Source organism: Pseudomonas azerbaijanorientalis, assembly GCF_019139795.1.
In the GTDB taxonomy this organism is placed as follows: domain Bacteria; phylum Pseudomonadota; class Gammaproteobacteria; order Pseudomonadales; family Pseudomonadaceae; genus Aquipseudomonas; species Aquipseudomonas laurylsulfatiphila.
Map to the genome: position 1 here is coordinate 3,304,091 of NZ_CP077078.1, position 24,593 is coordinate 3,328,683.

Genomic DNA, 24,593 nt, shown 5'->3' on the forward strand with positions numbered 1-24,593 from the left:
TCCTCTCTACTGTTCCCATTGAGGATGGGCAAATCGCTCAGCCAGAAAGTTGATCAGCACCCGAACCTTGGTCGCCAAGTGCTTGCGGGTGGGATACACCACGTAGATACCCAGTTCGACGGACTGGTATTCGGGCAGGATCTCAACCAGGTCCCCCGTCCGCAAATCCTCGGCCACCATGAAGCTGGGCTGCAAGGCAATGCCGCCCCCCGCCAAGGCAATACTGCGACAGGTATCGCCATTGTTGCAGCGAACAATCGAGCGAGTGCGAACATTTTCGCTGCCATCAGGCCCCATGAATTGCCATTCATTGCCGCTGGCGAAGTTGGTATAGGCAATCACTCCGTGCTCTGCCAGGTCTGCCAACGTGCGTACTTGAGGGTGGCTCGCCAGATAGTCGGGTGACGCACACAGGCACATCCGCGTGCCAGCCAGACGGCGCCCTATCAGTGAAGAGCTTTCCATGCGGGCAATACGAACAGCGGCATCGAAGCCCTCCTCCACAAGATCCACCAGTCTGTCGTTCAAGCTGATGTCCAACTCGACGTCGGGATAGGCCTTCATGAAGTCGCCCCATAGCGGCGCCAAGTGCAGCACACCAAAACTGACCGGTGCATTCACCCGTAAAACGCCACTGGGTTCCGGAGCGGTGGACGATACGGCCTCCTCGGCCTGATCCATGAGCGCCAGGACTTCACGCGCCTGGTGGTAAAACTGACGCCCCTCCTCCGTCAATGAAAGCCGGCGGGTTGTGCGATGCAACAGCCGCGCACCGAGCCGTTCTTCCAGGCCGCTCACATAACGCGAAATGGCCGCCTTGGACATCTCCAGCGGTTCGGCCGCCCCGACAAAACTGCCTTTATCGACCACGGTGCAGAAAACCTGCATCTCCAGTGCTCTGTCCATCATTGTCTCGATAAGTGGAACGGTTAGTCGCATTTGGCCTTATTTATCTCGATTTCTCAATCTATAAACTGAGCCCATCGAAACGCACATCAACCTGAATGAGGCCGCGATGAAAATTACAGTAGTGGGTACCGGCAACATGGGTTCGGCGTTCGCCAAACAGTTGTCCAGTGTCGGCCATATCGTTCGAATCACCGGCCGCGACATCGACAAGGCCAAAACCCTGGCCGCTCAGTTTGACAATGTCAGCGCTTATCCAGCTGCGAAGGCACTGGGTGACAGCGACGTCGTTGTCGTTGCAACTGCCTATGAAGATGCCGCCAAAGCCCTGCAAAGCCTGGGCGACCTGACGGGCAAGGTGGTTATAGACATCACCAACCCACTGAGCGCCGACTATATGTCGCTGACTCTCGGTCACGTGACGAGCGCTGGCGAAGAGATTGCCAAAGCAGTACCTCAAGCCCAAGTCGTCAAAGCGTTCAACACGCTGTTTGCCCAAGTGCTTGCCGATGGTCCGACATTCGCCAATGACCAACGCGGCAGTGTGTTTGTCGCCAGCGACAGCGAGCGCGCCAAGCAGACCGCGAACACCCTGGCACACAGCCTTGGCTGGAACACGGTGGACGCGGGCGCACTGATCAATGCCCGCTACCTGGAGCCATTGGCAGGTCTGAACATCTACCTCGGTTATGGCGCCGGCCTAGGCACTTCCATCGCCCCTGCCTGGCTTAACAAGTAATCCGTGGGGAGCATTCACTATGAACACCTCGTTCCCCCTGTTGTTTGTGTCTCACGGTGCACCACTGTTTGCCATCGAGCCTGGTCTGGCAGGTCAACGTCTGGCCGAACTCGGTCGCAAGCTGCCGCGACCTGACGCCATCGTGATCATCTCCCCGCATTGGATGACCCGCGGCGAAATCAGCGTTACAGCGAGCACCGCCCCTGAAACCATTCACGATTTCGGCGGATTTCCCGACGCCTTATACCAGCTGCGCTACCCCGCACCGGGTGCTCCGGCCCTCGCCGCTCATATCGTGGGTCTGCTACAGAATTCCGGATGGAGATCTCGGCTTGACGCCCGTCGAGGTCTGGACCACGGCGCCTGGGTGCCTCTGCTTTATCTGGCGCCTGAAGCCGACATTCCCATCGTTCAGGTCTCGATGCCTGCCGGCCTTGACACTTACCAGGCCTGGAAATTGGGCAAAGCCCTCACGCCACTGCGCAAGATGAACGTGTTGATCGTGGCTTCCGGAAGTCTGACCCATAACTTGTATGAGTTTCGGGGGGCTGCCAGCCATGAGGCTGACTACGTGAAAGCGTTCGCTGCCTGGACAGCCCAAAACCTGCAGGCGGGCAACACCGATTTGCTACTGGACTATAGGCAGCACGCCCCTTCAGCCGAACGCGCCCACCCGACGGATGAACATTTTTTGCCGTTGCTCATCGCCCTTGGTGCGGCGGGTGAACGATATGAAACGCGTGTCTTGGAAGGCGGCGTGAGCTACGGAGTGCTGGCAATGGACAGCTACCTGTTTACCTCGAACGACAATGATGGATCTGAATCCATTCAAACTAGTTAAGGCGCACAGACTTTGGTTGACACGATTTTTTCTGACGCTGCCCGCGAACCGCAAACGGGCCTGTTTTTCCGCAAAGGGTGCGGTACTTCGGCGCCCAAGGGCCGCCTGGTTTTGCTGCATGGCGTTGGTTCAAACGAAGCGAATCTTGCCTCATTGGCCGCATCGTTGCCCGAGGAGCTGGAGGTGATTCTGCTACGCGGTCCGCTGCAAGTCGGCCCACAGGGCTTCGCCTGGTATCAGGTGAACTTCACCAGCAACGGCCCTTCGTTCAATCAAGAGCAAGCAGAGTCAAGCCGGCAATTGCTGCAACGCTTTATCGAAGCACTGCCCAAGTTGCCGACCGTGATCGCCGGCTTCAGCCAGGGCGGCATCATGAGCGCGAGCCTTGGGGTCACCGAGCCCGAATTGGTTGCCGGTTTCGCAATTTTAAGCGGACGAATGCTGCGTGAACTTGATCCTCGGATCGCTTCCACCGAGCGACTCAAGTCGGTCAGCGCGTTCATCGCTCATGGTCATCAGGACAACGTCCTACCAGTGACTTGGGCGAAAGAATCGGACGCCTGGCTGAGTCGAATCGGTGTCGCCCACGAAACGCATTTTTACGACATGGCCCACGAGATCATCGCTGAAGAACTGGCGGATTTTTCGCAATGGCTGAACCACACGCTGTCTCTCTCCAAGTAAAAAAAAGGAACTGCACCATGATCGATTCACGTACCGCTCCGTATGCCGCACTCGTTATGCGCCTGGCCCTTGGCATCATGTTCATTGCTCACGGCCTGACCAAGGTGCTGGTGTTCACCCCCGCTGGCACCGCAGGTTTTTTTGAGTCTATTGGTTTCCCGGGTTTCCTGGCGTACCCGGTCATGGCCTTTGAAGTCATCGGCGGCTTGATGCTGGTGCTGGGTGTCTACGCACGCTGGGTGGCCGCTCTGGCGGTGGTTCAACTGTTCGTGGCCGCTACCGTCCACTTCGGTAATGGCTGGAGCTTCACTAACGCCAATGGCGGCTGGGAATATCCTGTCTACCTGGCGGCAACAGCTCTGGTTGTCGCGTTGCTGGGCGACGGCGCCATGGCGACAAAAGCATCCAGCAACGCGTAAGTTACTGCTGGCTCAACATCCACCGACGCCCTGCCCCGGAGCGTCGGTGGTTTTCGTTTGAGCTCAGCCGTAAGTCATCACGTCAGGCGCGATGTCATGAAGCTCACGAACGCCTTTATCTTGGGCAACGGATGGCGACTCGATGGCCAGAGAATGCTGAACGTGCGGTGGTCGCGAACGTAGCGATCCAGTACCGGCACCAATCGTCCTTCAGCAATCGCGTCCTCGACGAAAAAATCAGGGAGACAGGCGATTCCCAGCCCCGCCTCAGCCATTGCCATCAACGGTTCAATTGCGTTGGCGGTAGCTGACTGTCCCAGTTCAACACTGGTCTGCCCCTTTTTCGTCACCAGAGGCCAGGGGTCGAGTTTACCGCTGGTGGGAAATCGGTAACGCAGACATGAATGGCTGGACAGTTCCGAGGGTCGTGAAGGAACACCTCGCAGTGAAAGATATGCAGCAGATGCCACCAGGCGGTGACTGTAGCCGTTGAGCTTGCGCATCATCAGTCGCGAGTCTTCAACTTCACCGATCCGCATCACGGCATCGAAACCCTCCTCGATCACGTTGACCAACCGATCACTGAACTCCAGTTCCAGCTCCACGTCGGGATATGCCTGCTGAAACGCAATCAAGTGAGGCATCAGCCTCATCCCCAGCTGCGGCAAACCGAGGCGCAACTTTCCCTGGGGTTTACCGGCAGCCTGAGTGATCTCCCGTTTGGCGACTTCATATTCGGCAAATATTCGATGGCAGCGCTCCAGAAACAGGCTGCCCTCGGACGTCAGGGTGATGGCCCGCGTGGATCGATGAAACAGCCTCACACCCAGTTCTTCCTCCAGTCGCGCAACCGCCTTGCCAACGGCAGATGACGACACGCCGGTTCTGCGCCCGGCTTCGGTAAAGCTGCGGGTTTGCGCGGCATGAACGAACGCGCCGAGCGCTCCAAAATGATCCATGGTCACCTCAGTGTATTTGAGCGTTGTATTCGTAAATGATCGTAATTTCATCCTGTTTTTCTTTCCAATCATACAACTTATAGTCACCGCCATTGTGACTTCACCCGCTCTATCGCACCGCGAAGTTAACGTCATCTGACTACATGAGAGACCTCGAATGATTTCGATGCCTTCCCCCATTGAACTCGCACCGGCGCTCAAACAGCACCCCGGCTTCGCGAGGGTTTTTCAACCCGGCCATTTGACCTTCGGTTTTATTGCACCGCTGGAAAGCTACCCCGATAGCCCGGGCCCGACCCTGCAGGATCACGCGCAGTTAGCTCATAAGGTTGACGAAGCGGGGTTTTCCGCTATCTGGCTACGGGACGTGCCCTTTTACGATCCGAACTTCGGTGACGTGGGGCAAATTCTTGATCCGTTGGTCTATGCCGGTTTCCTCGCTGCAGTGACCAAGCAGATAGCCATCGGTACTGCCGGAATTGTCCTGCCCCTGCGCGATCCGTTGATTGTTGCCAAGCAGGCCGCGAGTATCGATCAACTGCTGGGGGGACGATTTATTCTGGGCCTGGCCACAGGCGATCGGCCGGTGGAATACCCGGCCTTCGGACTCGACTTCGGCAATCGCGCAGAGCGTTTCCGTGATGCGCTCGCAATCATTCGTGCCGCTTCGGAAACGCACTGGGCCGTGCACCCGTCTCGGTTTTATGGCCAGTTGAATGGAGACATCGACCTCGTTCCCAAACCAGTGGGCTCGCGCATGCCAACCCTTATCATTGGTCAGGCCGGCCAGTCGTTTGAGTGGGTTGGCAAAAACAGTGACGGCATCCTCTCCTACATTTCCAACCCAGCCTTGATTCCCCAGATCATCGAGCGGTGGCGTGCAGCCTGCGGCGACAACGTCTACAAGCCCTATGGCTACGGCACTCTGTTCGACCTGGACCGAGATCCGAACCATCCCCTCCAGACTGGGCGCGTGTTGCGTGCCGGACGTAACGCGCTGATCGAACATTGGAAACGTCAACAGGACCAAGGCGTCAGTCACGTAGCCCTGCACTTCAAACCTCAACGACGCCACGCCTCGGAAGTCATCGACGAGCTAGGCGAATACCTCTTGCCGCACTTTCCAAGTGCGTCCTTACCCGCCAAACCAACTACAGCGCAGACCCACTCATGAATCGTCCTTTGCATCACATGGATTTCATTTTTCAGACAGCCTTGGGGACCTATCCCCTGGCGGCGCAGTGCGAGATGCTCGCCGAGCTTGGCTACCAGGGATTGACGATGTCTGCCTGGAGTAACGATTTGAAGTCGATCGCCCAGGTCAAACCCACCTGGGGCCTGGACGTCGGTGCGGTCTACCTGATTTATCGCAGGGGCCTGGAATCGTTTGTGACCAACCTGTTCGAGACTATCGAGGGCTGCACCACCATCGAACTGGCCCTGCATTCCGGCGACGAAGTCACCAACTTCGACCGCCAAATGATCCAGCGCCTACTCCCGATCTGCGAGCGCCGAGGCCTGGAGATCAGCCTGTATCCGCACGCCCGCTACGGCATGCAGACGACCACCGAGGCAGTGGCCCTTTGCAGGGAGTTCAACCATCCACGACTCAACATCGTGTTCAACGGGTATCACTGGTACGCGACTGAAGAACAGGCCTTGGAGCAGCGCCTTGATGCGATGTGGCCAGGTGAACATCGCTGGCACTCGACGCTCCCCGCTCGGATGGGGCGGCCTTGCAACCATCGAACCGCTCGATGAGGGGGAAATGGACAACTTCGTGTTGCTGGGCGCGCTCGAACGGCGTGGCTTTGACGGACGGTTTGGCGTGCTCGGCTGGGAAAGCATGGGGGGCGATGTCTACGGCAACCTGCGCCGATCGGCCACCGCCTTTCGGTCCATGGAACAACGGTTGGCTGCCCACCCCGAGTGGGCTGTCGTGACCGACTCGCCCCGCTGAGCCAGGAGATAAATCATGGCTCATCGCATCCATGCACTCGATTCCTTCTTCTACTCATCGATGGGCGTATACGCCTTTCAGACACAGTGCGAAATGTTGGCCGAGATCGGCTACGACGGCATCACTGTCGCCGCTTGGGGCGGCACACCACTGACGGACCTCAGCCTGTTGCCCAGCGTCCGGGAAAACCATGGTCTGCACATCGAAGGCCTTTACGTGGTGCTACATGAGGGGCGTAACGATGCCCTGATACGGCGCATCGTCGAAACCGTCGAGGGTGTAGAGCTGATCGAGTTGGCGATTCAGACCACAGTCAATGGCGCCCAAGCCATTCTGCGGTTTATCGAGACGCTGCTGCCCATTGCCGAGCGGCGCGGATTACGGATCGCCTTGTATCCGCATCTTCATCATGTCACCCAGACCACTACACAAGTCGTGCAAATTTGCGAGCTCTTCGCTCACCCACGCCTGGGGGCCTCGTTCAATGGTTATCACTGGTACGCCAGTCAGGAAGGCGAATTGGAACTGCGCCTTGCGGCGATGAAACCCTGGCTCATGCAAGTGGTGACCTCTGGCAGTGCACTTTCGCAGTTGGGCTGGGGCGGCGTGGCGACCATGGAGCCAGTCGACCGCGGGGAGATGGACAACTTCGCCCTGATCGCCGCACTGAATCGTGTGGGGTACACCGGCAGCATCGGCGTGCTCGGCTGGGACTACGGGGGGGACATTTACCTCAAGCTCCAACGCTGCCTGGCGACGCTACGTGAAATCGATCAACGCCTGGAGCGCCATCCGTCCTGGTCAGAGTTCCCACTGAAGTAGCGGATTGCTGCGTTACAAACCTAACCTTCAAAACGGAATATGCAATGACAGCCCTTTCTGTGCTTGACCTCATGATGATCGGCGAAGGCAAAACTTTCGCCCATACGCTAGAAGAAGCCGCCACTCTGGCGCGACACGTGGAAGCCCACGGCTACAAACGCTATTGGATCGCCGAGCACCACGACCTACCGGGGATTGCCTCTTCGGCAACCACCTTGCTCATCCAGCATCTCGCTGCGGCAACCAGCACCCTGCGTATCGGTTCCGGTGGAATCATGCTACCCAACCACTCGCCTCTGATAGTGGCGGAGCAGTTTGGGACATTGAATACCTTGTTTCCTGGTCGCATCGATTTGGGCATTGGCAGAGCACCGGGGTCGGCAGGGCTGGCTATTCGTGCCATGCGCGGTGATGCCTCCGAGCGAGACTTTGCCCAGGATATCCTGCAATTGACTGACTACCTGGCGGACAACGGAAATCAGCCGGTTCGTGCAATCCCTGAAACCCATGACGTTCCGCTATGGCTGCTAGGTTCGAGCCTCAACAGTGCGGATCTCGCTGCAAAAATGGGACTCCCCTACGCCTTCGCTTCACATTTTGCGCCTCGATTCCTGATGCAGGCCATCGCGCACTATCGCGCCTCGTTCCGGCCCTCGATGTTGCTTGACCGCCCCTATGTCATCGCTGGCGCCAATGTCTTCGCGGCCCCCTCACGCGCCGAAGCTGAGTATCAGGCGAGTTCGCATCGGCATTGGGTAAGCAATTTGTACGCGGGAAAAGCAGGAGCTCTGCCGCGTCCACAAGAGGGTTTTATGGAAAGGCTCGCCGACGTGGATCGCCACAATCTGGCGCAGGCCATGGCTTGCACCGCGGTAGGCGACCAAGATGATGTTTCAAGTTGGCTGCGCCAGTTCATCGCGACCACCGAGGCAGACGAGATCATAATCGATGCGCGGATTTATGATCCTGAAGCCCGCTCCCGCTCCTATCAACTGGCGGCTGAATCCATCTCCGACCTGCTTGATTGAAGTCCCTGCGTCACGTGATAGAAAAAAACCGGCGCATTACGCGCCGGTTTCAATCCTAGAATGGATAAGGCTGGTTGGAGGGTTCGACCGTGACCCACTTGACCTCGGTAAACTCCTCGATGACTGCGCTGCCATCGAAGCGGCCGTAACCGCTCTTCTTCATTCCACCATACGGGGCCTGCGGTTCGTTTTGCACAGTGGCGCCATTGATGTGTACACAGCCAGCATCCAGTCGGCCGGCCAATTCCAATGCCCGTGTCACATCGCGACTGAAGATAGAAGAGGAAAGACCGTAGGCAGTGTCGTTGGCGACCTCCAGCGCTTGCTCGGCTCCCTTCACTCGCACGATCGTTGTCACGGGACCAAAGGTCTCTTCGTCGTAAATCGACATCTCACGGGTAACCCGATCGACCAGCGTCGGACCCATCAATGCATTTTCGGCCAGGCCGCCAGCCACGATGACAGCGCCCTTGCCGATGGCGTCGTCGAGTAAATGATTGATCCGTTGTACCGAGCCTTGGCCGATCATCGGGCCTATCACGCAACTTGGCGACGTCGATGGAACGCCCGTTTCCAGCGACTTTACGCGTTCTGCAAAACGAGAAACGAATTGCTCGGCAACCGCTTCATCGACCACGAAACGCTCGGTCGACATGCAGATTTGACCCTGATAAAGGAAGGCTCCGAAAACGGCCGCGTTGACTGCTCCGTCGATATCCGCATCGTCCAGAACAACAAAAGGTGCTTTACCACCCAGTTCCAGGAGGCAGCGCTTGAGATGACTGGCGCACGTCTGGGCGATCATGCGGCCAACCTTGGTCGAACCGGTGAAATTCACTCGACGCACAACGTCATGAGCGACCAGTGCTTCAGTCACCGCAGACGCGTCTTCTGGCGCGCTGATCAGAAAGTTCAATACCCCCGCCGGCAAACCGGCATCATAAAAGGCTTCGGCCAGCAACGCATGCGTACGTGGGCTGCTTTCAGAACCCTTGAAGATCACCGTATTGCCACACGCCAGTGGGTAGGCAATAGCCCGTGCGCCAAGAATGACCGGCCCGTTCCAAGGCACGATACTCAGTACGGCGCCCACCGGTTGGCGCAACGTCATCGACAGTGCGCCGGGCTTGTCGGTAGGTATGGTTTCGCCTTTGATTTGTGTGGTCAGGGCTGCTGCTTCACGCAGCAGGTTGGCCGATGCTCCCACGTTGAATTGTGCCCAGAGTTGCGAAGCGCCAATCTCCTCGGCCATGACCGAGCAGAACTGCGCCATTTTCGATTCCAGGGCATCGGCTGCCGCTAGCAGTATACGGCGGCGTTCGGTTGGCCCGGTTTTTGACCATGTTTGAAAAGCGCGCTGGGAAGACTCGGCAGCACGGATGGCGTCCTCGACGCTGCAGGCTGCACCTACACTCACGGTCGCGGCACTGAGCGGATCGATGCGCTGGAAAGTCTTGCCATTGGAGGCGTCGAGCTTTTGATTGTCTATTACGATTTGAACGGTCATTGCTGGTTCCTTGGCAGATCGAAAAAGTTAGATCGAAGCAGGGACTGGCATACGGAGAATCGGTTTGATGGTGATACCGCGCTCGCTATCGGCCATCGCCTGGTTCACCTCATCGAACTCATAAAACTTGCATAGCTTGTCGAAGGGGAATCGGCCCTGCAGGAACAGATCAACCAGCTTCGGAATAAAGGCATTGGCAACGACATCGCCTTGCACGATGCCCATGATGCGTTTGCCGGGAATCATCACATCGTTGATATTGAAGGCGACCTCGGTACCAACTTTGGTAGCGCCGACAATGCCACAGGTGCCAAGCGTTGCGACTGAGTCGATCGCCTGGCGCAACACCTCGGAGCGACCGGAGCATTCAAGGCTGTAATTGACACCACCCTGGGTGATGGCCTGAATGCGTTGAACCGGGTCCTCTTCGCGACTATTGATGACATGGGTCGCTCCCAGTTCGAGAGCCAGTTCCAGCCGACTCGGAGTGACGTCCACAGCAATGATGGTCGTGGCGCCAGCGACCTTCGCCGCCATCACCGCCGCCAGCCCGACCGCGCCTGCACCAAAGGCGGCGAAGCTCGATCCTGCCTCAACCCTGAGTGCATTGAGCACTGATCCTGCGCCCGTCTGAATACCACAACCCAGCGGCCCCAAGAGTTCCAATGGTGCCTGCTTTGGGACTTTGACGACGTTTCGCTCATTGGCGATTGTGTAAGTGGAAAACGAGGATTGGCCAAAGAAATGGTCGTGGATGGCATGGTCGCTGCCACATGCGCAAGCAGAGGTGGTGCCATCTAGTCGGCCACCACCAAAGTTCAACGGGTGCATGTGTGTGCAGTGCGCCGGGTGGCCCGTTTCGCAAGGCAGGCAAAGACCGCAGGACATGTACGTCATGACCACGTGATCGCCCGGTTGTACCGTCGTCACGGCAGAACCGACTGCATCGACGACACCGGCACCTTCATGACCGAGAATAATGGGCAGAGGAGTGGGAAACAGCTGATCACGCACCACCATGTCAGTGTGGCAAACACCTGTAGCGACCACACGCACGCGCACTTCGGTTGGCCGAGGAGCCTCGAGCAAGACATCCTCAATTTGCAAAGGGGCTCCCGAGGTACGCAATACTGCGGCACGGATTTTCATCGATTGTGCATCAGTCCGGGACATCGTTGTCTCCTTGAAGTGGTTCGTCGACGTCGAGTGAACATCGGTTGGTCAAGCAGACTGCAACGCGCGCGGGCGTTGGCTGCGATGGGTTGCTTGTTCGCTGGCGGCCGGACGCAGGCTGAAATTGAAAGTCATCTCGGCGAAGCGCCCTGCCACTCCCATGGCGGCAGCTCGTTCCTCGTCTTCCACAAAGCGAACTTCACCGATCAACCCGTCACGCGTCGCATAGGCGAAGTCGTCCCACAGGTACTTGTCATTGGACAGATTGATCTGGGTGGTCAGATGTTCATGCCCAGGGGCAGAAATGAAGAAATGGATGTGCGCGGGTCGCTGACCGTGGCGGCCCAAGTGATCGAGGCATTCCTGAGTCGGGCCGGCTGGATCGCAACCGTAGCCCGAAGGCACGATGCTGCGAGCCCGGTAGCATCCATTGGCGTCCGTGAGAATCCGGCGACGCAAGTTGAATTCAGACTGGCTTTTGTCGAAGTAGGAATAGTTGCCCTGGGTGTTGGCTTGCCACAAATCCACGGTGGCCCCAGCGATCGGCTGGCCGTTCAGGTCGGTTACACGCCCTTCCAGAAACATCACCGTTGCTGTGCCATCCTCGGTTCCATCATCCATTCGAGTCTGGTACTCACATAGTGGGGCACCGGCGACATACAACGGGCCTTCGATTGTCCGTGGGGTGCCACCGGTACGACCCGCTTCGGCGTCTCTGGCATCGGCCAGCAGATCAAGGAAGTGTTCGATGCCAAGCCCGGCGACCAGCAAACCTGCTTCGTTTTTGGCGCCCAGGCGGTTGACGTAGTCCACCGCGCCCCAGAATTCATCGTCGCTGATCTGCAGATCTTCGATCACTCGGGCGACTTCCTGCAGCAACCGCAAGACGATCTGCTTGTGGCGCGGATCGCCTGCATTGTTGTCCAGCCCAGAGGCTTCTCGGAAGAATTGCTGCAATTGCGGCAGTTGAGAAATTTTCACTGTCATTTCGATTCACCTGATCTTATTGGTATCCACCCACGAAGAGAGCCGCTCGGTGCTCCCTCCGTGCGTGTCGGTTCAAATCATTAGGCGACCGCTCGCCAGCCCAACTGGGCACGGGCCTCTTGAAGGTCGGACTGCATGTCGTGATTCCATAGCCAGTCGAAACGCTCGGCGAGGGTTTTGCTCAGCAGTTGTTCGTCATCGGCCACCGCTGGATCACGCATTTCATACAGCTCACCGGCTTCCCAGGAGGTACGCTGCACACGGCAGGCACGGGGGCGACGGATGGCGTCGTAGGCTGCGAGCACCGCCTGTGGCTGGCTGTCCAGGACCTGTGGATCGGCCAACAATCGCGCCAGAAGCCAGGCGTCTTCCAGGCCTTGACCTGCGCCGGCGCCCTGGTGTGGCAACATCGCATGCGCAGCATCGCCGATCAGACCCACGCGGCCGTGCACGTAACCTGGCAACTCATCGAGTTCATGCAGCGCCCAAAGGGTGGGGGATGGAATGCATTCGAGCAGAACCCGAGCAGCGTCTCCCCAATGGTTGAAGGCAGAGAGCATTTCTTCCTGGCTGGCATTGCGTACCCACGGAGCATCACTTGGCCAGGTTGGATCAGGACGACTGCGATCGGAAATAAAGGCAACAACGTTGATAAGCCGGCCTTGTTTGACGGGGAACGTGAGGATATGAGCATCAAGCCCCAGGTACATCTGCGGGACGTCGATCAAGTGTTCATCGACACCCCGGGCCCGGTAGGCCGCGCGCAGTTGTTGGCTGTCGATCATCCCGCGATAGGCGCAGGTACCACTGAAACGCGGCGCGACCAGGGGTTGGCCAAGACCGTTGAGCACATGATCACGAATCGATGACTTGATACCGTCCGCGGCGATCAACAGGTCGCAGCGATGCTCAGTGCCATCGGTGAACACTACGCGAGCCTGTTCGGCATCCTGCTCCACGCTGACGGCGCGCTTGCCGAATTGAGCGATTCCGTCCGGCAACTGGCTGGCCAGCGCATCGAGGAAGTCGGCACGGTGTACCGATGACTGCCCTACCCCTTCGGCCAGGCTTGCGCCCAGATAACCGGCATCTTCACCACGACGCCATTCGAACCAGATGTCCTGCCAGGGATCCTGCGTCTGGTCGGCAATCTTGCGGTAAGGTTCGGCAATACCCAGGCCCGCAATGGCGCGAACGGCATTGGCGCCGAACGAGACACCCGCTCCGACCTCGCCAAAGGCAGGCGCCGATTCGAATAATTGCACGTCGAGGTGGGAATGACGGCAAAGGTCCAAGGCCAGAGCGACGCCGGCGATACCGCCGCCAACAATGCCGATTTGCAGTTTGGATTGAGAAGTACGCATAGCAAGTTACCCATGAGGCTGATTGTTATTGGAGTAAGCAAATCATCGCCATCCGAGCGCTATTGATAAATACCGCAACCCCCATACTTCCCATCATGGGTGTGAATATTACTCGCCAGGTCGAACAGGCATCGGCCGGACGAGCCCTCTCGGGGCTCGTCTTTTGCTGCAAGGGTTACTGCGCCGGTTGCCGGGATAAAGCGGCCTGACGGCCTGGAGCGTTCTGAATCAGAAACACCAGAATAGCGATGGCCCCTACCAATCCTGGTAAGGCGAAGATGAGAAAGCTGGCCTGCAGCGGCAGTGATGAAGCGTGCAGTGCCCCACCCAGCAACGGACCGATGATGGCCCCGGTGCGCCCGACACCCATTGCCCAGCCAAGCCCGGTAGACCTTATGTGCGCGGGGTAATACTGCACGGTGCAAGCGTTGGCCAGGATTTGCGTACCAATGGTGCAGGCCCCGGCGATGGCGATAAGCAGATAAAGAACGGGTAACGGCGCCTTGAGCGCCAACAGGCTCAGGGCTAACGCTCCACAACTGAAAAACGCGAACAAGACCTTGGCGATTCCAATGCGGTCCCCCAGCCACCCACCGGCCACTGCGCCAATAATCGCGCCGACGTTTAGTGCCAGCAGAAACGCCAGGCTGGAGTTCAATCCATAGCCTGCGGCCGTCATCAGTTTCGGCAGCCAGGAACTCAGTGCGTAAACCATCAGCAAACAACAGAAAAACGCCAGCCACAGCATGAAAGTGTTCACCTTGCGCCCGTCCTGGAACAGCTGCGCAATCGACACTTTCGTGCCTTTGGCGACCATTTGGTTCAACTGGTCATTGGGAGTGGGTACGTAAGACGGCTCGGCTTGTGCCAATAGATTTTGAGCCTTCACGGACTGCCCTGTGCGCAGTAGAAAATCCATTGACTCCGGCAATTGGCGTATTAAAAAAGGCAAGGCCAACAGAGGTATCAGCGCTACATAGAACACGGCTTGCCATCCCCATTGCGGGATCAGCACCATGCCCAGGCCCGCCGATAGCATTCCGCCCAACGAGTAGCCGCTGAACATGATCGCCACCAGGGTGCTGCGCGATTTCTTTGGCGCGTACTCGTTCATCAACGCCACAACGTTGGGCATCACCCCGCCGATGCCAAGACCGGCGATAAACCGGCACAACGCAAACGCCTCGGGGCCCTGCGCCAAGCCGTTGATCGCTGTGACGCCACTGAAGATGGCGACACACATCATGATGGTTTTACGTCGACCTATACGGTCGGACAGTGAACCGAAAAACAACGCCCCCAGCATCATGCCCACCAGTGCGCAACTGCCCAGCGCACCCGCCTGCAACGAACTGAGGCCCCACTCGGACATCAATGAAGGCAGCACGACTCCATAGATAACTAGATCGTATCCATCGAAAATGATGATCAGCGCGCACCAGAACAGTACGCGCGCATGAAAGGCATTGAACCGTGCCCCGTCAATCAGGGCTGATACATCGATCGTACGCATGGCTTCGCTCTTCTTGTCATTGTTATAGAGCCGGAGGATCTGACGCCTCCGGAAAATTGCGAGCTGCCCAATGGACGCGGAGCGTTCAGAACCGGGCATGGATTCGATCATGGGCAAACCAACAACCGGGATAAATGCAGCCAGGCGAATACTCAATATTTCGAACGTGAATAAAGCTCGAGGTTAAGCAAAAGGCCCGAATATCTCTCAATGGACGCGATGGTAGGCGCTTGTTAGGCTTGGGACCCTTGCAGCGGCGAATTTAGAGCGGTTCAGACCCAATAACGGGCAAAGATCTATCGCCCTCATGAGCGCACAATCTGCACGAGGCGTTATGGAATTACGTGAGCTTGACCTCAATCTTCTGCTGGTATTCAACCAACTGCTGGTTGACCGGCGGGTATCGACCGCGGCGGATAATCTCGATCTGACCCAACCCGCTGTCAGCAATGCGTTGAAACGCCTGCGTGTCGCCTTGAACGACGAGCTTTTCGTGCGTACTTATCAGGGAATGGAGCCCACACCTTATGCCCGGCAGTTGGCCGAACCCGTCGCACTGGCCATTCAGACCTTACGCGATGCACTGAGCCGACAGGATACGTTCGACCCGCTCAACAGCAATCGCCGATTTACCATGGCAATGACCGACATTGGTGAAATCTACTTCATGCCACGGCTGATGGACGCGCTGGCTGAACGCGCGCCGGGCTGCTCGATCAGCACGCTGCGCAACACATCCGATACCTTGGCTGAAGGGTTGCAAAACGGTGCGATCGACCTCGCCGTTGGATTACTGCCACACCTGCAAGCCGGATTTTTTCAGCAGCGCCTGTTTCACCATCGCTACGTCTGCATGTGCCGTAAGGATCACCCCGCTACCCGGGAACCGTTAACGCTTGAGCGTTTTTGCAGTTATGAGCACGTTCGCGTGGTAGCGGCGAACACAGGACACGGCGAAGTCGATACGTTTCTGGCGCGGGCCGGTATCGAGCGCAACATTCGCCTGGAAGTCCCCCATTTCGTTGCGGTTGGCCACATCCTTCAACGCACCAACTTAGTGGCAACAGTGCCTGAACGATTCGCCAGCAGTTGCGAACAACCCTTTGGCCTTGCGGTTCTACCGACGCCTGTGGAACTGCCGAACATCGAAATCAACCTGTTTTGGCACGCACGCTATAACAAAGACCCCGCCAATCGTTGGCTTCGCCAACTGATGTTCGAGTTGTTTTCGGACTAAGCCACCTGAACAAGTACCGCTACGACGCCAAGGCAGGATTCTTCAACGCCTCGACATGAATGTTCAATACTCATGCCGGCACTCATTCCATGCTTGAACCTCAAACAAAAAAAATAATGAGGAGATGGCAATGGCACACCCAGACATCCGAAACCTTGTGATTTCAGACGGCCCTGCCGCGGCGCTTTACCAACCCGGACGTATTGGCACCTTGCAGTTGCGCAATCGCTTCGTGCAAGCACCGATCTTCACTCAGTTCGCCAGCACCTTCGGTGAGGTTGACGATAAGCTCATCGAATACCATAGAGCCCGCGCCCGAGGCGGCGTTGGTCTGATCATCACCGAGAATACCTCTATCGATTGGGAGGTCGGGCGCACCGCGGGTCACCCGATGCGAATCGACCATGACAGGTTCATTGGCGCACTCAGCAACCTGGTCGACGCGGTCCACGGTGAAGGCGCGAAGATTGCCGTGCAGCTGCACCACACCGGGCGCCAGAACTCCCAAAGCAACACAGAGCGTAACGAGCCACCACTGGCACCGACAGCCGGTATCACCAGCGCATTCGGTACCCCACCGCGTGCAATCGAAGATCATGAAATACCAGGACTGATCGATAAGTATGTCCAGGGCGCCCGACGTGCGGTGGCCGCTGGCTTCGATGCCGTTGAGCTGCACGGTGCACATGGCTATCTGCTCGGCCAGTTTCTCTCCCCTTTCACAAACAAACGCACCGACCGCTGGGGCGGCTCCCTGGAAAACCGTGCCCGTTTCGCCCTCGAAGTCGTGCGTGGGATTCGCGAACAGGTCGGTGCGGATTATCCGATCCTGTATCGGCTCAGCGTGATGGAGCCTTACGAGGGCGGTTTCTCACTGGAAGATGGCCTGGCCTTCTGCGAAATGCTCGAGCCTTACGTTGACGCCCTGGATGTCAGTGCCGGGAACTACGACACCGCGATGACGTTGCTGCCGATGGTCCCGCCAGGATCATTAGTCAACTACGCCAAACTGGTGAAACAGCGTGTCTCCATCCCGGTAATCGGTGTCGGTCGACTCACCTGGCTGTTCGACGAGATGGCACAAGCGGTGTCTGACGGCGAACTCGACTTTGTGGCCCTGGGTCGATCGGGCCTGGCGGACCCCGAAACAGTCAACAAGACACGTCGCGGGCAACCACAAAGTGTCCGCCGCTGCCTGGCGGTCAATGAATGCATCTCGCGGTGGATGTTCAACGGCAAAGGCACCCAGTGCGTGATCAATCCGACCCTCGGACAGGAACGTCGCGCAAGTGATGCTCGCCGCCCTGCTTCCAGACAGGAGCGAGTATTGATTGTCGGTGGCGGACCGGCCGGTTGTGAGGCCGCGATACTGGCTGCCGAGCGTGGCCATAGTGTGAGATTGGTCGAGAGAGCGGATCGTATCGGCGGCCAGCTCCATGCGTGGGCAGCCGCGAGCCCGTTTCGCATGGAGGTCAAGAACATGATTGCGTTTTACGAGAGCGAACTCGAACGCGTAGGCGTCGACGTTCATCTCAATACAGATGCAGCTGACTTGGACCTGAGCCCATGGGACACCGTTCTGCTTGCGACCGGTACCGTTGCGCAGGATCGCGGGCCGGATGTGGCCGATATGCTGGCAAGCGCCAATTTGCCTGTAACGGACGAGGTCACCGTGTTTGGTGAAACCGAGGCGGCAATGTTCGCTGCCCTATGGCTGGCGGAGCAAGGCAAAAAGGTCAGCCTTGTTTCACCCGCCGATAGCGTGGGTATCGACACCAATGATATGCAGCGCGAGCATCTCGCCGGCCTTCTCAAGCATCTGGACGTTTCGATCAACACAGCAGCAAAGGTGCCTGATAATGGTTACGTAGTAATGGCGACCGCCCGTGCGCCTTCAACGGTTCTGGAGGAGTCGGTCGATGACATTCGCGTCCACAGCATCGGTACAAGGTCCCGCGGTGGGCGGATGTATGAGGCGACCCAATCCGGTTTCTGGGCGGCGGCGAAAATAGGAGAGTTGGCATGAATGTTCGTGCAATTGAACACGTAGGCATCACCGTTCCCGATATGGAAGCGGCAACCCGATTCTTCATCGAGGCCTTTGGTGCCGAGAAGCTTTACGACATGCTCGACGCGCCCCTGGGAGGGCCTGAGGTAGAAGCGGGACTCGGCATTGCGCCTGGTGCAGTCATTGCTTCAATCCGGATGCTGCGTCTGGGCAAAGGCCCCAACCTGGAGCTGTTTTCCTACACTGGCGTCCAGCAGTTGCAGCCGATCGTTCCGAGCGACTTTGGTATTCAGCACATCTGCATCTACGTTGACGATATCGATGCCGCTGCCAATCGCCTCGAGAAGGCCGGCGGCATTCTGCTCAGCCGACCCGGCGACCTCCCGGGTGGTGACGCCGGACCAGGTAATCGCTACGTGTACACCCGCACCCCTTGGGGAAGCACGATTGAATTGGTGACTTACCCCTCATCGCAAGCCTATGAGCGTCACACTCACCTGCGCCGCTGGCGACCGGACTTGACCGGGCCGGGTGACCACGAAATCCAAGCGCAGTAAGAAACGGCTTGCCAGACGAGCGGTGGAAACTCCCCCGATCGATGGCAAGCCTGTATTGCGTACAAATTTGAAGGATGTGTTAATTTTTATATCTGTGTTCTCGACGCCTTCAACGCTCAAAAGCCGCTAAGTACTGATAAAAACTCCACAGCCAATTCAAATAAAAAGGGAGTTGTGATGAGTGCCATCCTGCTAACGCCAGAAAAAATGCTGGACGTTATCCCTGGTGAAGTAACGATCAAGGGAACCGTTGAGACCGCACCTGATAATGGCGTGTCGATTCGGGGCTACCGCTTTGACAAAACCGAAGTCAGCATCCCGTGCATGCGCGATTACGAGCTGGTGAGATGGAAATCGGGCACGTCAAATCTGGGCTTCCACGATGGCAAGCAATGGCAAAAATGGTCCGTTGGCGATAACGACGTCACCATTTTGACCCGAGGTGAATCATCCAGGTGGTACTGGATGAACGATATCGAAGTCAGTCATATCTACATTTCGCAAGCCATGATGGCCAAAGTCGCCAATGAAGTCTTTCAACAGGATGTTGACGGCGTTTTTGTCGACCACTGCCCGCTCGTCAACGACGCGAAGCTCTCCAGACTCATGGCTACCTATGAAATGGAGTGCCTGAGTGGCGAACCGGGGAGCAGCATCTTCGCCCAGACGCTGGAAATACAGATGTGCATTCATCTGCTGCGTCAGTACGTGCGGTGTGACCTCAGAGACAGCGATCAAGCGTCTCGCCTGACAAACCTCAAGCGCGACCAGCTTCAGCAATACATCGATTCACATCTGTCCTGCCCCATCTCGGTCAAGGAAATGGCCGCCATCGTCGACCTGAGCCCGTCGTACTTTGTACGAGTATTTGGGGCTGTATACGGGGTCTCTCCCCATCAGTACGTTCAGTCGCGCCGTTTGAAAAAGGCCGAGCGGATCCTGTCGACGGTGCGCGACATTCCGTTGAAGGCGGTGGCCATGGATTGTGGATTCTCGGACCAAAGCCATATGACCCGACTGTTTCAGGAAAAACTGTTCATGACACCCAAACAGTATCGCGAGAAAAACGCCTCCAGGCTTTTTTGCTCATCGGCCTTGCAGTAACGAAACAGCGCGTCGGCCAATCACCCAGACACCATCCGGGAGTGTTGGTCTTTTCAGCTAGCCTGCTGCCCAATACCGAACATCATTCGCTGTGATCTCATGTCCGGAAAAAAGCCCGGGCAACTCCGCCTTGAGAAAGTCCACCCAGGTCCTCACCTTGGCATCCAGAAAACGCTTGGAAGGATAGAGTGCATAGACGTTTCGCTCCCTGAGCCGATGGTCGCCCAGCAGGCGCAGCAACGTGCCCTCGCGCAGCGACCGGGTTGCGGTGTAGAACGGCAGCAGACTAATGCCCATCCCGGCCTCCGACGCATTGACCATCGCCTCGGGAACGTTACTTTGGAAGGTCTTGCCGGGCACCACTGAATGCTCGCCCTGCTCATCACGGAAAACCCACTCATCGCCGTACAACGGGTCGATCATGCGCAGGCAGCAGTGTTCATTCAGTTGTTCGGGTTGGATGGGCAGGCCCCGACGCGCGATGTACGCAGGCGATGCGCAAGGGATGCTGAAGATGCGCCCTACCGCTTGGGCAACGAATTGTGAATCCACCAGTTCCTGGGCAATGGAGATGACCACGTCGTGCCCGTCTTCAAGGGGGTCGGGGTTGCGTTGCGACAAGGTCAACTCAACCACCACGTCCGGATAGAGCTCGCAGTAGCGGGCAATGAGTGGCGTCATCAGCACGCCCAGCCCGGTCAAACAGTGCAGACGCAACCGGCCATTGGGCTCCAGGTGAGCGCCACGCGCTTCTGCGGTGGCCTCGGCCATGTCGTCGAGTATTTGCCGCGCCCGCAACAGGAAGCGTTCGCCGGCTTCGGTCAGGCTCAACCGGCGGGTGGTGCGCTGCAGCAGACGTGCCTGCACGTGCTGCTCAAGATCAGCCACCAGCCGAGACACTTGCGCCGTGGAAAAGTCCAGCGCCTGTGCGGCGGTGGTAAAGCTGCCTGCGTCGGCTACACGCACAAATACCCGCAGGCTGTTAAGCAAATCCATGAGCCCTCCGACGGCAATGACTGTTGCATCTGATGTAACGCAGCATCAAGTACAGCCCTCTTTATCCCTACCCGTAAAAGATTAAAATTCACTCATCAAAACACCACGGAGAAAAAACATGAAGACCTTGTTGAGTGTACTGTTGGCCCTGACCACAACCGCCGTGATGGCCGCCGAAAGCAACCCGGTCACAACATCTCCAGCTCTGGATATCGCCAAGGTCATCTCGGTAACCGATACCTCGACTGCATGCGACGTCGTGCCGGCGACCATGGTCTACATCGACCACCAGGGTGAAACGCACACGTTGACCTACAAGGTGATGGGCATTTGCTCGGGCGTTTGAGAGACCGGCAAGCCACGTTGTTCAGACCGCTATCCGGGTTGCCTGCAGTGCCAACTCGTGCAAACTGGCCAAACGCTGCATGATGCGCTCGACCACTTCCAGCCTGGCGACCGCACCACTGCGTAACTCCCCCATCGACTGCAACGCGACCTCGGCCTTGTCCAGGCCCAAACGCGTCGAATCGGTAAGCTGTTCAAGGCCCTGACGCGCATCCTGTGCCGACTTTTCCAGACCTGTGGCGATCTGCCGGATCTGCGCACTGGAGTCCGCTGCCTGGCGCGACAGATTGCGCACCTCGTCCGCCACCACAGCAAAACCCCGGCCATGGTCACCAGCCCGAGCGGCCTCGATCGCGGCATTGAGCGCCAGCAGGTTGGTCTGCCGAGCGATGTCCTGGATGCTGCCGACAATCGCACCGATGCGTACCGACTGGCTGCCCAGTTCATCGAACACCTGATCCAGGCGCTGCAGATACTGATCAAGATCCCCCAGCACGGCAGCCGAAGACTGCATGCTCACGGCACTTGCCTGTACCCGTTCGCCCGCGCCACGCGCCAGCTGGTCGGCAAAGCGCATGTCTTCTTCGGTTTGCTGCACCACTTGAGTCAAGTGTTCGAGTGCCACCTTTACCTGGGTGCCCGGCCAAGCGGGCTCGACCACTTGCAGCGACGGTAGCGGGACCGGCGCACTGGACTCCACGAGATCTGGTTCCCGTTGCACGGGCACTTCGACTACCCGTACTGGCTGACGGTGATAAAGCACCGCCGCTGCCAGCAGCAACACGTCGATAATGCCGGCATACATCAGGTGCATGCCGTTGCCGACAGCGAGCAGCACAACTGCGCCACCCGCTGCACACAGGGCCAATTGCGCCCAGACTTTATTGCTCATACTCGCCTCACTCACAGCAACGTCCAGGTGTAGCTCAGGATCAGCCGGTTCTCATCGATATCGCTGCGGTAATTGGAGCGCGCCATGGCATTGCGCACCCGGACACCCAGCCCTGCGAAGGTCCCGCTCTGCACGACGTAACCGAGGTCCAGGTCGCGTTCGCGGTCTTTGCCTTCGAAGCCCTTGCCGGTGTTGACGTTGTTGCCGGTGATGTAGCGCACGGTGCTGGTCAGTCCCGGCACGCCGAGGGCGGCGAAGTCGTAGTCGTAGCGCGCCTGCCAGGAACGCTCGTCGGTGGAGGCGAATTCATAGGTCGGCACTTCGTTGCCCAGCGGCGAGATGTTGGCAAATACCCGGGGGAACGCGCTTTCTCCGTAGATACCCTGGTAGCCGACATAGAAGGTATGGCCGCCGTACTTGGCCGACAGCAGGGAGAAGAACGCCTGGTTGTCGATATTGCCCAGCAGCTTCTTGCCATCCTCCTTCGCGTCGAAATAGCCGAGGTTGGCGCCCAGGGTCCAACTGCCAAGGGGCTGGCTGTGTTTCAGGCCCAGGAAGCCTTGCTGGTAGATGTCTTCCAGCTGCCCGTACCAGGCGCTGACGCTGGTGCGTTTGTCGTTGAAGACGTAATCGCCGCCACCATAGTTGAAGGCGTCACTGCTGACCTGGCGCTGGGGCACGTAGCCGAGCATGGCCTGCATCTTCTCGTCGCCGGCCTCGTTACGCAGGTGCGTGGAGCTCAGATGGCCGCCTTGCAGCGTCAAGCCATTGATCTCAGCGGAGCTGATGCTCGCGCCCTGGTAACTGGGCGGCAGCAGGCGGATGTCACTGAAAACCAGCACCGGCAAGTTGGGTTGCAGCTCGCCAACGCGCAGTTCGGTCTTCGAGTAACGCAGCTTCAGCGTGCCTTCCAGGCGGCTGTAGTCATCGGCCGCGCGGCCATCGCTGTGCACCGGCAGCAGGCCGGTGTTGACCCGGTCCGGGCTGCTGTCGAGCTTGAGTCCGAGCAGACCGATGACATCGACGCCGACACCGATCGGCCCTGGGGTGTAACCGGACTTGGCATTGAGGATAAAGCCCTGGGCCCACTCCTCGGCCTTCGACTGCCGGTTGGCGCCGACAATGTCCGAATAGTCACGGCTGAAGTAGTAATTGCGTGCTTGCAAGGTGGCGGTGGCATCTTCGATAAAACCGCCCTGCGCGGCCATCAATTGGCTGGAACAACCCAAGGCGACAGCCGTGGACAATAGCGTACGAGTTGCATGAATGGTTGACTTCATCGGTGTGCTCTTATTGTTGTTATGAATAGGTAAGGCGTTACGAAAACGGGTCAGCGCGTCATCTCCCGGGCGCGGCTGGTTGCGGTTGCAAGGGGTGGCCGACGCGTACTCGACAGCAGGTGCGCGACCATGCCGAAAATCAGCCCCCAGAACGCGGCGGACAACCCGAACAGCGACATGCCTGAGGCGGTGGTGAGGAACGTCACCAGCGCCGCTTCACGGTCATTGGGCACGGCCATGGCATTGGCCAGGGCACCGGCAATTGCAGCGAACAGGGCCAGGCCCGCCAGAGCGGCGATCAGTTCTTTGGGAAAGGCCGCGAACAACGACACCAGGGTCGCTCCGAAAATGCCCAAGACCAGGTAACAGAAGCCGCCGACGACACCGGCGACATAGCGTTTGCCCGGGTCTTCGTGGGCCTCCCGGCCCGTGCAGATGGCGGCAGTGATCGCCGCCAGGTTGAGCCCGTGGCAGCCAAACGGCGCTAACAGCGCCGTGCCCAGCGCGCTACAGGCGATGATCGGACTGGCCGGTGTGGTGTAACCCGAGGCGCGCAACACGGCCATGCCCGGCACGAACTGACCGGTCAGTGCCACCATCACCAGTGGCAAGGCGACGTTCAAGGTTGCACCCAGGCTGAACTGGGGGGTGATCCACACCGGCGTCGCCAGGCCGATCACCAGGGCTTCGCGGTGCAATTGGCCGGTGAGCATGGCGATGGCACAGCCCACCACCAGTACCGCCATCACCGCGTATCGCGGCAGCAGCCGTTTGCACACCAGGTAGGTGGTGAACATTGCCAGCACCAACCCGGGCTTGCCTTGCAATGACACGAACAGGCCGGTGCCAAAACGCAACAGAATTCCCGCCAGCATTGCCGCTGCGATGGCGCCGGGCAGCTTGCTGATAACGCGGTCGAACGCGCCCGAGAGGCCTACCAGAAAGATAATCAGACTACTCAGCAGATAAGCGCCGACGGCCTCGTTCATCGAAATGCCCGGCAGCAACGCCACCAACAGGGCCGAGCCGGGTGCCGACCAAGCAATGATGATCGGCACGCGGTAACGCAGGCTCAGGCCGATCCCCAGCAGCGCACTGCCAATGGAGATCGCCCAGACCCAGGACGACAGCAGTTCGCGAGACAGATGCGCAGTGTCCGCCGCCTGGAAAATGATCACCAGGGGCCCCGCATACGAGATCACCGTGGCAATAAAGCCTGCAACTGCAGCGGACAGTGAAAAGTCACGCATTAAGCCTTTCATCAAACAGCTC

Annotated in this window: 22 protein-coding genes and 2 pseudogenes; 13 read left to right on the plus strand and 11 right to left on the minus strand. The window is 58.3% G+C overall.

Annotation, left to right across the window (positions count from 1 at the left end):
- Positions 1 to 6: 6 nt before the first annotated feature.
- A complete protein-coding gene (locus KSS91_RS14680) occupies positions 7 to 906 on the minus strand; it encodes a LysR family transcriptional regulator (protein WP_217838417.1) in 900 nt (299 codons plus the stop codon).
- Between the two features lie 109 nt (positions 907 to 1,015).
- Here KSS91_RS14680 and KSS91_RS14685 point away from each other — a divergent pair, with 109 nt between their 5' ends.
- The 4 genes from KSS91_RS14685 to KSS91_RS14700 are packed head-to-tail and all read left to right on the plus strand — an operon-like array spanning position 1,016 to position 3,589.
- Complete coding sequence (locus KSS91_RS14685; protein WP_217835182.1) at positions 1,016 to 1,645, plus strand: NADPH-dependent F420 reductase; 630 nt, start codon at positions 1,016 to 1,018, stop codon at positions 1,643 to 1,645.
- Between the two features lie 19 nt (positions 1,646 to 1,664).
- The gene (locus KSS91_RS14690) at positions 1,665 to 2,486 is read left to right on the plus strand and encodes a DODA-type extradiol aromatic ring-opening family dioxygenase (RefSeq protein WP_217835183.1); all 822 of its coding nucleotides are present in this window, start codon (positions 1,665 to 1,667) and stop codon (positions 2,484 to 2,486) included.
- Between the two features lie 12 nt (positions 2,487 to 2,498).
- Positions 2,499 to 3,170, plus strand: a complete 672-nt coding sequence (locus KSS91_RS14695; RefSeq protein ID WP_217835184.1) for an alpha/beta hydrolase — start codon at positions 2,499 to 2,501, stop codon at positions 3,168 to 3,170.
- A gap of 17 nt (positions 3,171 to 3,187) precedes the next feature.
- Positions 3,188 to 3,589, plus strand: a complete 402-nt coding sequence (locus KSS91_RS14700) for a DoxX family protein (RefSeq protein ID WP_008017967.1) — start codon at positions 3,188 to 3,190, stop codon at positions 3,587 to 3,589.
- A gap of 77 nt (positions 3,590 to 3,666) precedes the next feature.
- On the opposite strand, the gene KSS91_RS14705 is transcribed toward KSS91_RS14700, so the two are convergent.
- A complete protein-coding gene (locus KSS91_RS14705) occupies positions 3,667 to 4,548 on the minus strand; it encodes a LysR family transcriptional regulator (RefSeq protein ID WP_217838418.1) in 882 nt (293 codons plus the stop codon).
- Positions 4,549 to 4,705: 157 nt separating this feature from the next.
- Here KSS91_RS14705 and KSS91_RS14710 point away from each other — a divergent pair, with 157 nt between their 5' ends.
- The 4 genes and pseudogenes from KSS91_RS14710 to KSS91_RS14725 all read left to right on the plus strand — a co-directional run bounded on the left by KSS91_RS14710 (position 4,706) and on the right by KSS91_RS14725 (position 8,358).
- Positions 4,706 to 5,722 (plus strand): LLM class oxidoreductase, encoded by a 1,017-nt coding sequence (locus KSS91_RS14710; RefSeq protein ID WP_217835185.1) that lies wholly within the window; start codon positions 4,706 to 4,708, stop codon positions 5,720 to 5,722.
- Positions 5,719 to 6,508: pseudogene (locus KSS91_RS14715) on the plus strand (sugar phosphate isomerase/epimerase family protein). The gene KSS91_RS14710 and the pseudogene KSS91_RS14715 overlap by 4 nt, the downstream one beginning before the upstream one ends.
- A 15-nt stretch (positions 6,509 to 6,523) precedes the next feature.
- A complete protein-coding gene (locus KSS91_RS14720; protein ID WP_217835186.1) occupies positions 6,524 to 7,330 on the plus strand; it encodes a sugar phosphate isomerase/epimerase family protein in 807 nt (268 codons plus the stop codon).
- 44 nt (positions 7,331 to 7,374) lie between these two features.
- Positions 7,375 to 8,358 carry an LLM class flavin-dependent oxidoreductase gene (locus tag KSS91_RS14725; protein ID WP_217835187.1) on the plus strand — a complete coding sequence of 328 codons (984 nt, stop codon included), beginning with the start codon at positions 7,375 to 7,377 and terminating at the stop codon, positions 8,356 to 8,358.
- 55 nt (positions 8,359 to 8,413) lie between these two features.
- On the opposite strand, the gene KSS91_RS14730 is transcribed toward KSS91_RS14725, so the two are convergent.
- The 5 genes from KSS91_RS14730 to KSS91_RS14750 form a co-directional block, all read right to left on the minus strand.
- On the minus strand, positions 8,414 to 9,865 hold the full coding sequence (locus KSS91_RS14730; RefSeq protein WP_217835188.1) for an aldehyde dehydrogenase: 1,452 nt from the start codon (positions 9,863 to 9,865) through the stop codon (positions 8,414 to 8,416).
- Positions 9,866 to 9,892: 27 nt separating this feature from the next.
- A complete protein-coding gene (locus KSS91_RS14735) occupies positions 9,893 to 11,038 on the minus strand; it encodes an NAD(P)-dependent alcohol dehydrogenase (protein ID WP_217835189.1) in 1,146 nt (381 codons plus the stop codon).
- A gap of 48 nt (positions 11,039 to 11,086) precedes the next feature.
- A complete protein-coding gene (gene catA / locus KSS91_RS14740; protein ID WP_217835190.1) occupies positions 11,087 to 12,025 on the minus strand; it encodes a catechol 1,2-dioxygenase in 939 nt (312 codons plus the stop codon).
- A gap of 80 nt (positions 12,026 to 12,105) precedes the next feature.
- Positions 12,106 to 13,389 (minus strand): salicylate 1-monooxygenase, encoded by a 1,284-nt coding sequence (gene salA, locus KSS91_RS14745; RefSeq protein WP_217835191.1) that lies wholly within the window; start codon positions 13,387 to 13,389, stop codon positions 12,106 to 12,108.
- Positions 13,390 to 13,564: 175 nt separating this feature from the next.
- Complete coding sequence (locus KSS91_RS14750) at positions 13,565 to 14,902, minus strand: MFS transporter (RefSeq protein WP_217838419.1); 1,338 nt, start codon at positions 14,900 to 14,902, stop codon at positions 13,565 to 13,567.
- 334 nt (positions 14,903 to 15,236) lie between these two features.
- Here KSS91_RS14750 and KSS91_RS14755 point away from each other — a divergent pair, with 334 nt between their 5' ends.
- From KSS91_RS14755 to KSS91_RS14770, 4 genes are all read left to right on the plus strand, one after another.
- Positions 15,237 to 16,139 (plus strand): LysR family transcriptional regulator, encoded by a 903-nt coding sequence (locus KSS91_RS14755; protein WP_007980482.1) that lies wholly within the window; start codon positions 15,237 to 15,239, stop codon positions 16,137 to 16,139.
- 130 nt (positions 16,140 to 16,269) lie between these two features.
- Positions 16,270 to 18,165: an oxidoreductase gene (locus KSS91_RS14760; RefSeq protein ID WP_217835192.1), complete on the plus strand. Its 1,896-nt coding sequence runs from the start codon at positions 16,270 to 16,272 to the stop codon at positions 18,163 to 18,165.
- The gene (locus KSS91_RS14765; RefSeq protein ID WP_217835193.1) at positions 18,162 to 18,704 is read left to right on the plus strand and encodes a VOC family protein; all 543 of its coding nucleotides are present in this window, start codon (positions 18,162 to 18,164) and stop codon (positions 18,702 to 18,704) included. The genes KSS91_RS14760 and KSS91_RS14765 overlap by 4 nt, the downstream gene beginning before the upstream one ends.
- 177 nt (positions 18,705 to 18,881) lie before the next feature.
- Positions 18,882 to 19,808, plus strand: coding sequence for a helix-turn-helix domain-containing protein (locus KSS91_RS14770; protein ID WP_007980479.1), 927 nt, complete (start codon positions 18,882 to 18,884; stop codon positions 19,806 to 19,808).
- 57 nt (positions 19,809 to 19,865) lie between these two features.
- Here KSS91_RS14770 and KSS91_RS14775 read toward each other — a convergent pair whose 3' ends face one another.
- On the minus strand, positions 19,866 to 20,804 hold the full coding sequence (locus tag KSS91_RS14775; RefSeq protein WP_217835194.1) for a LysR family transcriptional regulator: 939 nt from the start codon (positions 20,802 to 20,804) through the stop codon (positions 19,866 to 19,868).
- Between the two features lie 118 nt (positions 20,805 to 20,922).
- Here KSS91_RS14775 and KSS91_RS14780 point away from each other — a divergent pair, with 118 nt between their 5' ends.
- Positions 20,923 to 21,150, plus strand: a complete 228-nt coding sequence (locus KSS91_RS14780; protein ID WP_217835195.1) for a DUF2790 domain-containing protein — start codon at positions 20,923 to 20,925, stop codon at positions 21,148 to 21,150.
- Between the two features lie 21 nt (positions 21,151 to 21,171).
- Here KSS91_RS14780 and KSS91_RS28785 read toward each other — a convergent pair.
- From KSS91_RS28785 to KSS91_RS14795, 3 genes and pseudogenes are all read right to left on the minus strand, one after another.
- Positions 21,172 to 21,573: pseudogene (locus tag KSS91_RS28785) on the minus strand (methyl-accepting chemotaxis protein); the annotation flags it as partial.
- Between the two features lie 479 nt (positions 21,574 to 22,052).
- Positions 22,053 to 23,321, minus strand: a complete 1,269-nt coding sequence (locus tag KSS91_RS14790) for an OprD family porin (protein ID WP_217835197.1) — start codon at positions 23,319 to 23,321, stop codon at positions 22,053 to 22,055.
- 50 nt (positions 23,322 to 23,371) lie between these two features.
- Positions 23,372 to 24,583 (minus strand): benzoate/H(+) symporter BenE family transporter, encoded by a 1,212-nt coding sequence (locus KSS91_RS14795; protein WP_217835198.1) that lies wholly within the window; start codon positions 24,581 to 24,583, stop codon positions 23,372 to 23,374.
- Positions 24,584 to 24,593: the final 10 nt, after the last annotated feature.